At 66.2% G+C, this 12212-nt stretch carries 13 protein-coding genes; 3 read left to right on the top strand and 10 right to left on the bottom strand.

All coding sequences use genetic code 11. The features are described 5' to 3' along the window. Positions 1 to 5 precede the first annotated feature (5 nt). A complete protein-coding gene (locus Q0Q48_RS13705) occupies positions 6 to 1298 on the top strand; it encodes an aminotransferase class III-fold pyridoxal phosphate-dependent enzyme (protein WP_295138469.1) in 1293 nt (430 codons plus the stop codon). Here the strand turns inward: Q0Q48_RS13705 and Q0Q48_RS13700 are convergent. The 9 genes from Q0Q48_RS13700 to Q0Q48_RS13660 all read right to left on the bottom strand — a co-directional run bounded on the left by Q0Q48_RS13700 (position 1282) and on the right by Q0Q48_RS13660 (position 9528). Next, the gene (locus Q0Q48_RS13700) at positions 1282 to 1764 is read right to left on the bottom strand and encodes a redoxin domain-containing protein (protein WP_295138467.1); all 483 of its coding nucleotides are present in this window, start codon (positions 1762 to 1764) and stop codon (positions 1282 to 1284) included. The two genes, Q0Q48_RS13705 and Q0Q48_RS13700, sit on opposite strands and share 17 nt — an antisense overlap. Positions 1765 to 1784: 20 nt before the next feature. Beyond that, positions 1785 to 2528 (bottom strand): substrate-binding domain-containing protein, encoded by a 744-nt coding sequence (locus Q0Q48_RS13695; protein WP_295138465.1) that lies wholly within the window; start codon positions 2526 to 2528, stop codon positions 1785 to 1787. Between the two features lie 96 nt (positions 2529 to 2624). Next, positions 2625 to 3170 (bottom strand): HutD family protein, encoded by a 546-nt coding sequence (locus tag Q0Q48_RS13690; protein WP_295138464.1) that lies wholly within the window; start codon positions 3168 to 3170, stop codon positions 2625 to 2627. 11 nt (positions 3171 to 3181) lie between these two features. Continuing rightward, entirely contained in the window at positions 3182 to 4243 is a 1062-nt protein-coding gene (locus Q0Q48_RS13685) for a TRAP transporter substrate-binding protein (RefSeq protein ID WP_295138462.1), read from the bottom strand. Between the two features lie 19 nt (positions 4244 to 4262). After that, a complete protein-coding gene (locus Q0Q48_RS13680; RefSeq protein ID WP_295138460.1) occupies positions 4263 to 5555 on the bottom strand; it encodes a TRAP transporter large permease in 1293 nt (430 codons plus the stop codon). Then, positions 5552 to 6166 carry a TRAP transporter small permease gene (locus tag Q0Q48_RS13675; RefSeq protein WP_295138458.1) on the bottom strand — a complete coding sequence of 205 codons (615 nt, stop codon included), beginning with the start codon at positions 6164 to 6166 and terminating at the stop codon, positions 5552 to 5554. Before Q0Q48_RS13675 ends, Q0Q48_RS13680 begins: the two co-directional genes overlap by 4 nt. A gap of 98 nt (positions 6167 to 6264) precedes the next feature. Then, on the bottom strand, positions 6265 to 7326 hold the full coding sequence (locus Q0Q48_RS13670) for an SDR family oxidoreductase (protein WP_295138456.1): 1062 nt from the start codon (positions 7324 to 7326) through the stop codon (positions 6265 to 6267). A gap of 4 nt (positions 7327 to 7330) precedes the next feature. Next, positions 7331 to 8518, bottom strand: a complete 1188-nt coding sequence (locus tag Q0Q48_RS13665) for a CoA transferase (RefSeq protein WP_295138454.1) — start codon at positions 8516 to 8518, stop codon at positions 7331 to 7333. Further along, the gene (locus Q0Q48_RS13660; protein ID WP_295138452.1) at positions 8515 to 9528 is read right to left on the bottom strand and encodes an NADP-dependent oxidoreductase; all 1014 of its coding nucleotides are present in this window, start codon (positions 9526 to 9528) and stop codon (positions 8515 to 8517) included. Before Q0Q48_RS13660 ends, Q0Q48_RS13665 begins: the two co-directional genes overlap by 4 nt. Before the next feature lie 60 nt (positions 9529 to 9588). On the opposite strand from Q0Q48_RS13660, the gene Q0Q48_RS13655 reads away from it, so the two are divergent. Both Q0Q48_RS13655 and Q0Q48_RS13650 read left to right on the top strand, forming a co-directional pair. Beyond that, the gene (locus Q0Q48_RS13655; RefSeq protein WP_295138450.1) at positions 9589 to 10725 is read left to right on the top strand and encodes a mandelate racemase/muconate lactonizing enzyme family protein; all 1137 of its coding nucleotides are present in this window, start codon (positions 9589 to 9591) and stop codon (positions 10723 to 10725) included. Further along, positions 10725 to 11327, top strand: coding sequence for a YdeI/OmpD-associated family protein (locus Q0Q48_RS13650; protein ID WP_295138448.1), 603 nt, complete (start codon positions 10725 to 10727; stop codon positions 11325 to 11327). Before Q0Q48_RS13655 ends, Q0Q48_RS13650 begins: the two co-directional genes overlap by 1 nt. Positions 11328 to 11333: 6 nt before the next feature. On the opposite strand, the gene Q0Q48_RS13645 is transcribed toward Q0Q48_RS13650, so the two are convergent. Beyond that, positions 11334 to 12203, bottom strand: coding sequence for an ABC transporter permease (locus tag Q0Q48_RS13645; RefSeq protein ID WP_295138446.1), 870 nt, complete (start codon positions 12201 to 12203; stop codon positions 11334 to 11336). Positions 12204 to 12212 lie beyond the last annotated feature (9 nt).

The raw sequence follows: 12212 nt of genomic DNA, 5'->3' as shown, positions 1-12212 counted from the left end.
ATCCCATGAACATCCAGACTCCGGTCGATCCCACCAACCAGCTCGTCGAACAGGCGCGCCGCGTGCTGCCGGGCGGCAGCTTCGGCAACATGCCGGCCGAGGTGATCCTCAAGGAGGGCCGGGGCGGCCACATCTACGACGAAGCCGGCAAGGAATATGTCGACTTCCTGCTGGGCTCCGGCCCGATGTTCATCGGCCACGCCCATCCCGAGGTCACCGCCGCGGTGCAGGCGCAGGTGCCGCTCGGCACGACTTTCTTCGGCAACAACCGCCACGGCATCGCGCTCGCCGAGGCGATCGTCGATGCGGTTCCCTGCGCCGAGCAGGTGCGCTTCGTCTGCTCCGGCACCGAGGCTGACCTCTATGCGATGCGCGCCGCGCGCGCCTTCCGCAAGCGCGACAAGATCCTGAAGTTCGAGGGCGGCTATCACGGCATGAGCGACTATGCGCTGGTGTCGCTGGCGCCCAAGAACCCCGGCAACTTCCCGCGCGGCACGCTCGATTCGGCCGGCATCCCGAAGTCGGTGGCCGACGAGATGGTGGTCGCGGCCTTCAACGACATCGACATGGTGCGAAGCCTGATCGAGGAGCAGAAGGACGAGCTGGCCGGCGTCATCGTCGAGCCGTTCCAGCGCCTGATCCCGCCGAAGCCCGGCTTCCTGCAGGCGCTTCGCGAGGTGACGGCCGAGCATGGCATCCCGCTGATCTTCGACGAGGTCGTGACCGGCTTCCGCTTCGCCTATGGCGGCGCCCAGGAATATTACGGCGTCACGCCGGACCTCTGCACCCTGGGCAAGATCGTGGGCGGCGGCTTCGCGCTGGCGGCCATCGCCGGCCGCGCCGACATCATGAAGCACTTCGATCGCCTCGCGATGACCGACGAGGATTTCATCTTCCAGGTCGGCACGCTCTCGGGCAATCCGGTGGCGGCCGTGGCCGGCCTCGCCACGCTGGAAGTCCTGAAGCGACCCGGCACCTACGAGGGGGTCTTCGCCAACGGCCGCAGGCTGATGGACGCGCTGTCGGAGCTGCTGAAGAAGCACGGCTTCAAGGCGCAGGTGATCGGCGAGCCGCCGCTGTTCGACATCATCTTCACCGACCAACCGGTGAAGGACTATCGCGACACGCTGAAGGCCGACACCGCGATCCTGAAGCGCTTCAACCAGGCCCTGCGCGCCCGTGGCATCATGAAGGGCGACAGCAAGTACTATGTCAGCGTCGCGCACACCCAGGCCGACATCGATCACACGATCCGCGCCTGGGAAGAGGCGCTGGTGGAGATCAAGTCCGCGCGCTGAGCAGGTTGCCCAGGATCAGGCCGAGGGCGAGATCGTCCTCGGCCCCGAAACTGTGGCGCGCGATGCGGCCCTCGCGATCGATGATGACGGTCGAGGGCGTGCCGCGGAACCCGTAGGCTGCCATGGTCTGCGGGATCGGCCCGTCGGTCGAGGCATGGTCCACGGCGACGGGGAAGGTGATCCTGTATTCGTGCAGGAAGGCTTCGAGCGATACCGGCGTCATCGCTGCGTGATGCTCGAACACGGTGTGGATACCCAGCACGACCAGCCCGTCGATCGATCCGGCGATTTCATTCAGCCGCCGCGCCTGCGGGATCGCATTGGCGACACAGCCGGGACACAGCATCTGGAAGGCATGCAGTACGACAATGCGGCCGCGCTGGCTCTCGAGCGTGATCGGCTGGTCGGTATTGAACCATCGCTCCACGACGAGGGGCGGAGCAGGTGGACGTGCGCTTTCGGTCATCCGAGTTAAAGGTCCTTCTTTCAAGGACTATCGAGGCCCTTCGACTTCAGGATCTTGCCGTTCTCTGGGTTGGCCAGCGCCAGCAGGAGCGTGTCGGCGGCGGCGCGGTTGCGGGAGGCCACGGACACGCCGCCGGAATAGATCGTGTAGTTCTGCAGCATCAGCGGGATCGGGCCGACGAATTGCACGCCCGGTACGCCCATCAGCTCGCTGCTCTGCTGGAGCGCGATATCGGCCTTGCCGTCGACGATGCGCTCCGCCGCCAGTCCGCCCTGGACCAGCACGCTCTTCGGCTTGAGCTGGTCGGCGATCCCCATCTGCTGGAAGAGCTGGGCGACGTAGATGCCGCTCGACCCGCCGGAGGCCGGGTCGATGTAGGCGACGGCGCGCGCCGCCAGCAGCGCCTTCTTGAAGCCGTCGGGCTCGGAAATGTCGGGCACCGACGCGCCCTGCTTGATGGCCATGCCGACGCCGGCGCGAGCCAGTTCCTTGGCGCTGCTCTCGTCGATGCGGTTGCCGAGGAACTGGGCCATCGGGATCGGTGGCATGACGACCACGTCGAAATACTCACCGGCGGCGACGCGCTTCTGCAGGGTGCCGGTGGTGCCACTGTCGATCGTCACCTTGTGGCCGGTCTTCTTCTCGAAGTCCGCGACGATCTCGAGCGCGGCCGGCTTGTAGGCGCCGGCGGTCAGCAGCTTGAGGTCGGCGGCCCCGGCGCTGCCTGCGGTGAGGGCGAACAGTAGGACGAGCAGGACGCGCATGGTTTCCTCAGGCTGGCGTGCCCATGACACAGGGCTTCGGCGCAGCATACATCAGCGCGTGCATCCGTGTGGGGACATTGTAGCGCCCGGGCGGCGCTAGGCGGCGGTGATGCTGCCGACCAGCAGGCACCCGACCAGGCCGCTCAACCGCGTCGGCGCGGTGATGTCCAGCCGCAGCGCGTGGTCTGCCGCAAGGTCGTGACTCGCATCCTGGACCGCCACGGTCGCATCGCCGTGGGGACTGTAGGCGATATGCGTGCCGGGCTGCAGGACAAGGGTACGGTCTTCATCGAGGACGGCGATGTCGACTCTCACCTGCGCTCTCGCGCCGATCAGGTTGACCACTTCCACCGGCCCCGCCTCCAGGCGGCTCACGATCGGCGTCTCTCCGGCGAAGCGTACAGGCCGGAAGGGCTGTCGCACGTCGATCTCGCCCCCGGGCGTCTCCAGCACCAGTCCGCTGCCGGAGACCAGGACCTGCACGCGGTCGAAGCCGGTGTAGTCGGAGAAGGGCCCCGCCTTCACGATCGGCGTACGTCCGAACCGCCAGACATCGCCCGAAAAGGCGATGTCGACGGTCGTGCCGCCGCCGTTCTTCCACGGCGTGCGGAGGTAGTTCGCCGGCGTCAGCAGTGTGATCACGGTCCCACCCCTCATGGTGCGAGGGTGATGTTCACCGTTTTGCCGACCGTGTCGTTCCAGGTCTTGACGCAGTCCGCGCCGCAGCGCTTGGCGAAGGACGGCAGTATCGCCTTGGTGAGCGCGTCCTTGCGCAGGGCCTCGTCGGCCGGCGTGACCGGCACCAGCTTCATGTTGGCGGGCGTGCCCTCGCTGCACGGGCTGGTGCCGGTGTTGCAGTTGATACCGGTCTGCGTCTCGGTCCGGGCCTGTTCGAAGATCGACTTCTCGAGCTTGTTGAGCTCGGTCTGCAGAAAGGCCTGGACCTTCGGATCGAGCGAATTCCACCACTTCAGATTCGCGAGCTGGGCGGCCACGCCGAAATTGACCGGCATGGGCGAGATGAACTTCGCCGACTCGTGCCACTTCGACTTGTAGCCCGACAGTGCGCCGGTGATGGCGCAGTCGACCACGCCGCTGGCGAGCGCGGGCTGGACCTCGGCGAACGCGATGTTGAGCGGCGAGGCGCCGATATGGGTCACGAAGGCCTGCTGCGAGGCGCCCGACGCGCGGATCTTGCGGCCTTTCAGGTCGGCGATCGTGACGAAGGCGTCGCGGCAGTACAGAACCTGGGCCTGGTAGGAGCCGAAACCCAGCAGCTTGATGCCGTGTTTCTCTTCCAGGAACTTGGCATAGGCCGGCCGGATCGCGTCGATGACCTTCTCCAGCTCCTCGACGGAACCCACGAGACCAACCAGGTCGGCGGCTTCATTCATCGGCACTTCGCCGGAATTGTAGTTCAGCACCGTGGTGGCGAACTGCAGCGTTCCGCTGGAGACGAGGCGGAAGATCTCCGCACCCTTGAAGCCCAGCTCGGTGAAGGGCTTGACCTGCACCTTGATCGCGCCGCCCGATTCCTTCGGCACCGTCACCGTCCAGAAAGGCACTTCGCGGCTCGTGTACATCGACAGGCCGCCGATGCTGCCCACGACATTGAACGAGGTCGAGGGCAGGGCCGGCGGCGTTTGCGCCATGGCGCTGCCGAAGGCAAACGAGCCGGCTAGAGCTGCCGCCGCGATGAATTGCTTCAGGAACATGAAATCCTCCTTTGAGTGGTCAGGCCTTCAGAAGGGCCGGCAGCCACAGGGCCAGTTGCGGAAAGGCAATCAGGATGCCGATCATGACGATCATCATGGCGACGAACGGCAGCGCACCAATGCAGAGGTCGTAGAAGGCGCCGCTGCGCCGCACCGCCTGGACGACGTAGAGATTGAGTCCGACCGGCGGGGTGATCAACGCGGCCTCCATCAGGATGACGAAGACGATGCCCCACCAGACGGGGCTGTAGCCCAGCGCCACGATGACCGGCACCACCACCGGCGTGGTGGCGATCATCATGGACAGCGTCTCCATGAAGCAGCCCAGGACCAGGTAGAACGCGACGATGGCGATCAGCATACCGAGCGGCGAGAGGCCCAACGCCAGCACCGAGTCCGTGATGGCCTTGACGAGGCCGATCGACACCATGACGAAGTTCAGGAAGAAGGCCGCGATCACGATCAGCATGACCATGCAGGTCGTCCGCACGGTGCCCTCGAAGGCCCGTAGCAGGACCGGCAACGTGAGCTGGCCGTTGGCCGCGACCAGGCCCAGCGTCGCCATCAAGCCGAGCGCCGCAGCCTCGGTCGGTGTGGCAATGCCGGCATAGATCGACCCCACGACGACGAGGAACAGGCCGAGCGGCGGCAGCAGGTTCCTCAGGCCGGAGATCCGCTCCTGCCAGAGGTTCGCCGTGTCCTGCCGGGGACCGGCCCATTGCGGGCGGAACAGGCACAGCGCCAGCACCATCAGCGAGAACAGTCCCGCCAGCATGAAGCCCGGGATGAAGCCTGCCGCGTAGAGATCGGCCACCGACGTGTCAGTCAGCACGGCATAGATGATCATGTTGATCGAGGGCGGGATCAGGATGCCCAGGGTGCCGCCCGCCGCGATCGAACCGAGGAACAGCGGCCGGTTGTAGCCGCCCTTGTCCATGTTCGGGATGGCCACCGTGCCGATGGTCGCGGCCGTGGCCACCGAGGAGCCCGAGGTGGCGGCGAAGATCGCGCTCGCGGCGATGTTGGTGTGGATGAGGCGGCCGGGGATGCGCGAGAACCACGGCGTCAGAGCGGCGAACAGGCGCTCGCTCATGCCCGAACGGTGCATCAGCTCGCCCATCATGATGAACATCGGCGCGGCGATCAGGATGAAGTCGTTCGAAGAGTTCCAGGCGAGCTCGCCGATCGCCCCCGTCATCGGGAAGAAGGCGTAGCGCTCGGACAGGACATAGGCCATCAGGCCGAGCGCGACGGCGACCGGCAGGCTGATACCCACCAGGACGACCAGCAGCGTGAAGGCTGTGCCGATCATCGCGGCGTTCCGATCGCGGGCGGCGCCTGTTCCACGCCGGCCTGGCTGATTTCATCGGTGACGCGCAGGCTGCCGATCAGTGCGTCGAAACCGGGACCGTCGCCCGCCAGCAGGCGAAGCACGGCCTGGACGGGCAGCAGTACGGCGACACAGGCGAACCAGAAGATGCCGATCCACCAGATCGACTGCGGCAGGGCCATCGGAGTCTGGAGAGCCGAAACCGATTTGGCGTTCATCGCCATCGACTGGGCGAGTGTGCCCCAGCAGAACCAGGCGAGTGCGACGGCCAGCAGCGCCAGCGACAGGGACGCGAGGAGGTCGAAGGCGACGCGGACGGATCGCGGAAAGGCATCGAGCAGGATGTCGACGCGGATATGCGTCTTGGAAGTGGTGGCGAACCCGAGTCCGAGGCCGATGCAGGCGGCCAGGGCATAACCCGACACTTCGAAGCTCTCGACCATGCCGCGTTTGAAGAGGTAGCGGGTGATGACGTCGATGGTGATGAGACCGCTGCAGCCGACGAGAATGATGGCGCCGCCCACCCAGGCGAGGATACGCGAAATACGCTGCGGCCACGGCTCGGGCGGCAGGAGGCTGGACGACTCACTCATCTACGCATTGCTCCCCCAAATGACGGCGCCCCCAGCAGCCGTCACACCCGACGCAATGTCCGGGCCGTTCCCCTTGTAATCGGTCGTCCGGTCGCCCGCTAGGGCACGATCTTCTCCTTGCGGAAGCGCGTCAGCAGGCGCTCGAACATGGCCTCGCTGTCGACCACCTCGTGGAAGCCGTGCAGCCGGCTCTTCGTGACATCGGACATCACGTCCCAGTCCGAGCCGAAGACATAGTCGGCGAACGGCCAGGCCACGAGCTGGCCGAAGTCGAACTTCTTCAGCCGGTACTTCTTCGTCATCTCCGCCCACAGCTCGGCCTTGTCGGCCATCTGCTGGGTCAGGCTGATCGTCTGCAGCTCGCCCACCTGCATGTCGAAGATCTGGGCGATGCGCGGCCAGACGTTGCGCCAGCGGAAATAGTCGCCGTTGGTGATATTGTAGGCTTGGTTGGCGGCGCGCTTCTCGGTGGCTGCCCACACGGCCGCGCTGGCGAAATGCGAGGATTCCGTCACCTGGTAGATCGTGCCATAGGCGCCCGGCTTGCCGGGAAAGCGCAGCGGCAAGCCGAGCTCCTTCGAGATCGCGGCATAAACGGCAATGGCGGGCATGATGCTCATCGCCGTGCCGGGCGCGAAGCCGCACAATGTCTGGGGTCTTAGCTCCGTCCAACTCCATCGCTTGCCGCGCTGGAAGCCCGTCAGCCAGTCGATCTGGTCGAAATAGAAATCCGGCGGCATGTGACGGGGATCGGTCTCGCGCATCGGCGTCTTCAGCGGCCCGAGATGCGTGCCGTAATACTTGGTGCCGGTGACCAGCACGACGCGCTGCAGGCTGCGAGATGCTTTGGCGATGGCCGTCACCGAGTTCACCAGCATGTCGCGATTGGGCGCGATCACCGAGGCATAGCCCGCCGCGTTGCCAGTGCCGGGCTGGAAGGCGGCGTAGAAGATGTGTGTGACGTCGCGCAGGTCCTTCAGTTTCGCCGCCACGTCGTCGAGATCGAGCAGGTCGACGGAGACGTGCCGGTAGCGTGGCCCGTCCATCTCCGGCCGGCGCGACAGGCCGACGACCTGCCAGTCGCCCTCGGCCACCAGGCGCTCCACGATGTAGCGGCCGATGACGCCCAGGGCACCGATCACGACGGCCTTCTTCTGCATGTCCTTACCCCGTCGTCGCGATGGTGCCGTTGGCCAGCAGGGAATCAATCTCGCTGGCGGTGTAGCCGTGTTCGCTCAGGATGGCGCGGCTGTGCTGGCCGGGTACGGGTGCTTCGGCGCGGGCCGTGCCCGGTTCCGGCGGCAGCATGCCGGGCAGGGCAGGGACCGGCACCTTCGCCGGCACGCCGGCCTGTTCAAGCCAGTGGATCAGGCCGGTTTCCTTGACGTGCGGCTGGTCGATGAAGTCGGCGTAGCTGTTCAGCCGCTCGTGCATCAGCTTGGCCTCGGTGAGCATCTCGCTCCAGTGCGCGGAGGGCTTGGCCTCGATCATCGGGCGTATGATCGCATAGAGCGCCGCTTCGTTGGCGAGACGCGCCGCCGGCGTGGCGAAGCGGTCCTCGTGCGCCAGCGTGGGCACGTCCATCAGCCGGCAGAGGCTCTGCCAGTCGCTGTCCTTCAGGGCGAGGATCGACATCCAGCCATCCGCCGTCTTGAACACACCACCGGGCACGCCGCCCGGCTTCATGGTGCCGCCTTCGAGATGGCAGGCCATCAGCCGGATCGACTGCAGCGCCGTCGCCGACTGCATCAGGCTGACATCGATGTAGCGTCCTTTGGTCTCGTCGCGTCGTGCGTAGAGTGCGGCGCTCACGGCCTGGAAGGCATAGAGCGCGGTCGACATGTCGACCACGATCACCGGCACGCGGTGGGGAATGCCATCCTCGCCGCGATTCTCGGCCATCATGCCGGTATAGGCCTGAAGCACCGGGTCCATGGCGGGCCGCTCGGCCAGCGGCCCGGTCTGGCCGAAACCCGAGATCGACACATAGAGCAGGCGCGGCACCCGCGCCGACACCGTTCCATAGTCGAAGCCCAGACGCTTGATGACGCCCGGCCTGAAACCTTCGAGGAAGATGTCGGCGCCCTCGAGCAGACGCCAGACGATCTCCTTGCCGGCGTCGCTCTTGAGATCGACCGACAGGCTGCGCTTGCCCATGTTGCCGATGATCGAGAAGGCGCTGTGGTTGCCGTAGTGGACGCCTAGGGTGCGCGCCCAGTCGCCCTCGCCCATTCCTTCGACCTTGATCACCTCGGCGCCGTGCTGGGCCAGCAGCATCGCGCAATAGGGGCCGGCGATACCCTGGCTCAGGTCGACCACCTTGAGGCCGGCGAAGGGTGCGTCGTAGCTCATGCGAGCTTGACCAGCATCTTGCCGAAGTTCTCGCCGCGCAGCAGACCGATGAAGGCGCGCGGCGCCTTGTCGATGCCCTCGACGATGTCCTCACGGTACTTGAGTTTGCCGTCGCGGATCCATTCGCCCATTTGGCGCATCGCCGGCCCGTAGTGCTGCGCGAAGTCGGTGACGATGAAGCCGCGCGCCATCACGCGCTTGCCGACGAAGGTGCCGAGCAGGCGCGGTCCCATCGACGCGCCGGTGGCGTTGTACTGCGAGATCGAGCCGCACAGCGCCACCCGGCCGAAGAAGTTGATGTTGCGCAGCACGGCGTCGGTGATCTCGCCGCCGACATTGTCGAAATAGACGTCGGGCCCGTTGGGACAGGCGGCACGCAGCGCGACGTCGAGGTCCTTTTCCGCCTTGTAGTCGATGCAGGCATCGAAGCCGAGTTCGTTCTTCACGAAGGCGCACTTCTTCGCGCCGCCCGCGATGCCGACGACCCGGCAACCCATGATCTTCGCGATCTGGCCCACCACCTGGCCGACGGCGCCCGATGCCGCGGAGACGACGACCGTCTCGCCGGGCTTGGGCTGGCCGACATGCAGCAGGCCGAAATAGGCCGTCATGCCCGGCATGCCCAGCACGCCGTTGGCGGTCGAGATCGGCGCCAGCGAGGGATCGACCTTGCGCAGGGCCGGCCCGCCGCCGATTGCATATTCCTGCCAGCCGAGACGATCCTCGACGATGTCGCCCACCTTGAAGTCCGGATGCTGCGAGGCCACGACCTCGCCCACCGTGCCGCCGGTCATCACCTCGCCGAGGCCGACGGGCGATGCGTAGGAGGCGGCATCGCGCATGCGGCCACGCTGGTAGGGATCGAGCGAGAGATAGTGGACCTTGACCAGCACCTCGCCGTGGCGCGGTTCCGGCACCGGCACTTCCTCGACGCGGAAGTCGGATTCGGCCGGTTCCCCGGGCGGGCGGCGCACGAGGACGACGCGACGGTGCGTTTTGGGGATAGTCATGAGCGGTTGCCTCCGATTTGCTTTGGGGCCCACCATAGCGCGGGATTTGCAGGAGCTGCCATGCCGACGATCCGCCGTCTTTCGTTCATCGGACTCGAGTATTCCTTCGCGCCGGAGAAGGCCTACGGCATGTCGCGCAGCGGCGGCTTCCGCCGCCAGGGCGGGCTGGTCGAGGTAGAGACCGACCAGGGCGTGACGGGAATCGGCGAGGCCTTCGGCAATCCTCATGTGACGCGGGAGTATTTCCGCATGCTCGAGCCGATGTTCGTGGGCCGCAGCGTCTTCGACTTCGATCATGTCGAGGCGAGGGTGCGCAACGCGATCTATCATCTGGGAGTCGGAAACCAGCTTACCTCGTGTCTCGCGGGCATCAACGTGGCGCTGTGGGACGCCATTGCCCGCGGCTTCGGCGTGCGCGTCTGCGACCTGATCGGCGGCTGCGGCGCGACCCGTTTCCCGGCCTATGCCTCGACCGGCTTCTTTTCCGACGATCCCGATCGCCAGCTCGAACACATGATGGCGGAGGCGGCTTCCCATCCCTATGCCGGCGCCAAGATCAAGATCGGCCGCGGCATCCGGAGCGACGTCGAGCGCGTGAAGCTCGCGCGCGAAGCGCTGGGACCCGACAAGTTGCTTCTGGTCGACATCAACGGGGCCTACACGGCCGACGTGGCGCTGGAATGTGCCCGCGCGATCGAGCCGTTCAATATCCACTGGATCGAGGAGCCTCTGCCGCCAGGCGACTTCCGCGGCTACGCCGAGCTGCGGGCACGCTCGCCGATCGCGCTGGCGGCTGGCGAGGCCCACCATACAGTCCGCGACTTCCGCGCGCTGATCGACGGGCGCTGCATCGACATCGTGCAGCCCTCCATCCCCGGGGTCGGCGGCATCACCGAGGCCAAGCGCATCGTGGCGCTGGCGCATGCGCAGAATCTGCGGGTCGCACCGCATGTCTGGGGCGGCGCCGTGGGTCTCGCGACGGCCTGCCATTTCCTTGCCGCGCTGCCGGCGACGCCGCACACCGAGCATCCGCCGCACCCCTCGATGCTGGAATACGACATGAGCGACAACGAACTGCGCACGAAGCTCCTCAAGACGCCGCTCAGTCTCGAGGCCGGTCACATCCTGCTGCCGGAAGGTCCCGGCCTCGGCATCGAACTCGATCGGGATGCCGTCGAACGCTACCGGGTGTGCTGATGGCGCCGGTCACAGTCGACCCGGACAAGGTCCGCGAGTTTGCGACGGAAGCCAGCTTCTACAAATGGCTGGCCGAGCATCACGACACGGAAAGCGAAGTCTGGATCAGGATCCGCAAGGTCGGCTCCGGCCTGAAGTCGATCACCCCTAGGGAAGCGATCGACGTCATCCTGTGCTGGGGCTGGATCGACGGCATCCGCAAGGGCTTCGACGAGACGAGCTTTCTGCAACGCTACACGCCGCGCGGCCGAAAGAGCGTCTGGAGCCAGATCAACGTCGACAACGTCGCCCGGCTGGTCGAGGCGGGGCGCATGACCGAGCACGGTCTCAAGCAGGTCGAGGCGGCCAAACAGGACGGCCGCTGGGACCGTGCCTATCGAAGCAAGGACTCGAAGCTGCCGGACGATCTGCAGGCGGCCATCGACGCCGCGCCCAGGGCGAAGGCCATGCTGGCCACGCTCAGCGCCCAGAACCGCTTCGCGCTCATCTTCCGGACTGAAAACATGAAGACGGAAGCCGGACGAAAGAAGAAGATCGCTTCCTTCGTCGAGATGCTGAAGCGCGGCGAGACGATCTATCCGCAGGGGAAGAAGAAGGCTTGAGGGTCTTCAGCGCAATGTCGGATCCAGCCGGTCGCGCAGCCAGTCGCCCAGCAGACTGATCGACAGGGTCGTGAGCACGATCGTGGCGGCCGGGGCCAGCATGATCCAGGGCGCATGGCTGATGTATTCGCGGCCATAGCCCACCATATTGCCCAGAGAGGCAAGCGGCGGCTGGACGCCGAGGCCGAGGAACGACAGGCCGCTCTCCAGCAGGATGATCTCGGGGAAGGTGAGCGTCATCGAGACGATCAGGGTCGAGGCGATGTTGGGCAGGATGTGCAGGCCGTAGATGCGGGCCGGGCTCGCGCCGAGCTGGCGGATCGCGGCGGCATAGCCCTGCTCGTTGGCGGCGAGCGTAAGGCCGCGCGAGATGCGGGCATAGCGTTCCCAGGAATGGAAGCCCATCAGCGCGATGAACAGCGGCAGGCTGTTGCCCAGGAAGGCCAGCACCGCGAGCGCGATGATCATGAAGGGCATGCTGGCCTGGAAGTCGATGGCCATCAGCACGACCTGCTCGACGGCCCTGCGGAAGTGCGCGGCCAGAAAGCCCAGCGCCGTCCCGAGCGTTGCCGCGATGATCGTGCCGAAGAAGGCGATCAGCAGGCTCATGCGGATCGACATGATGAGCCGCGAGAGCACGTCGCGGCCGAGTTCGTCGGTACCCAGCGGATGGGCCCAGGTGCCGCCCATCAGGGCCGGCGCCGCCAGCCGCGCCTTGAGATCGAGCGCGGTGATGGAATAGGGCACGAGAAAATCCCCGCCCAGCGCCGTCACGATCATCAGCGCGAGCCATGCCAAGGCCAGGGTCACGCCGAGCGGCAGGGCGGGTAGGCGGCGGCGAAGGGTAGGAGCAGCCGCGTGTTCGGCGATGGCCATGTTGCTCCT

Source organism: uncultured Reyranella sp. (assembly GCF_945957355.1).
Lineage (GTDB): Bacteria > Pseudomonadota > Alphaproteobacteria > Reyranellales > Reyranellaceae > Reyranella.
The sequence above is the reverse complement of the archived record's forward strand: the minus strand, read 5'-3'. Positions and strand labels throughout refer to the sequence as shown.

Excerpts from the sequence above, each read along its gene's own strand:
- Q0Q48_RS13705 (WP_295138469.1), top strand. The coding sequence starts at position 6 with ATGAACATCCAGACTCCGGTCGATCCCACCAACCAGCTCGTCGAACAG.
- Q0Q48_RS13645 (WP_295138446.1), bottom strand. The coding sequence starts at position 12,203 with ATGGCCATCGCCGAACACGCGGCTGCTCCTACCCTTCGCCGCCGCCTA.
- Q0Q48_RS13665 (WP_295138454.1), bottom strand. The coding sequence starts at position 8,518 with ATGAGCTACGACGCACCCTTCGCCGGCCTCAAGGTGGTCGACCTGAGC.
- Q0Q48_RS13675 (WP_295138458.1), bottom strand. The coding sequence starts at position 6,166 with ATGAGTGAGTCGTCCAGCCTCCTGCCGCCCGAGCCGTGGCCGCAGCGT.
- Q0Q48_RS13700 (WP_295138467.1), bottom strand. The coding sequence starts at position 1,764 with ATGACCGAAAGCGCACGTCCACCTGCTCCGCCCCTCGTCGTGGAGCGA.
- Q0Q48_RS13685 (WP_295138462.1), bottom strand. The coding sequence starts at position 4,243 with ATGTTCCTGAAGCAATTCATCGCGGCGGCAGCTCTAGCCGGCTCGTTT.
- Q0Q48_RS13670 (WP_295138456.1), bottom strand. The coding sequence starts at position 7,326 with ATGCAGAAGAAGGCCGTCGTGATCGGTGCCCTGGGCGTCATCGGCCGC.
- Q0Q48_RS13655 (WP_295138450.1), top strand. The coding sequence starts at position 9,589 with ATGCCGACGATCCGCCGTCTTTCGTTCATCGGACTCGAGTATTCCTTC.
- Q0Q48_RS13660 (WP_295138452.1), bottom strand. The coding sequence starts at position 9,528 with ATGACTATCCCCAAAACGCACCGTCGCGTCGTCCTCGTGCGCCGCCCG.
- Q0Q48_RS13650 (WP_295138448.1), top strand. The coding sequence starts at position 10,725 with ATGGCGCCGGTCACAGTCGACCCGGACAAGGTCCGCGAGTTTGCGACG.
- Q0Q48_RS13680 (WP_295138460.1), bottom strand. The coding sequence starts at position 5,555 with ATGATCGGCACAGCCTTCACGCTGCTGGTCGTCCTGGTGGGTATCAGC.
- Q0Q48_RS13695 (WP_295138465.1), bottom strand. The coding sequence starts at position 2,528 with ATGCGCGTCCTGCTCGTCCTACTGTTCGCCCTCACCGCAGGCAGCGCC.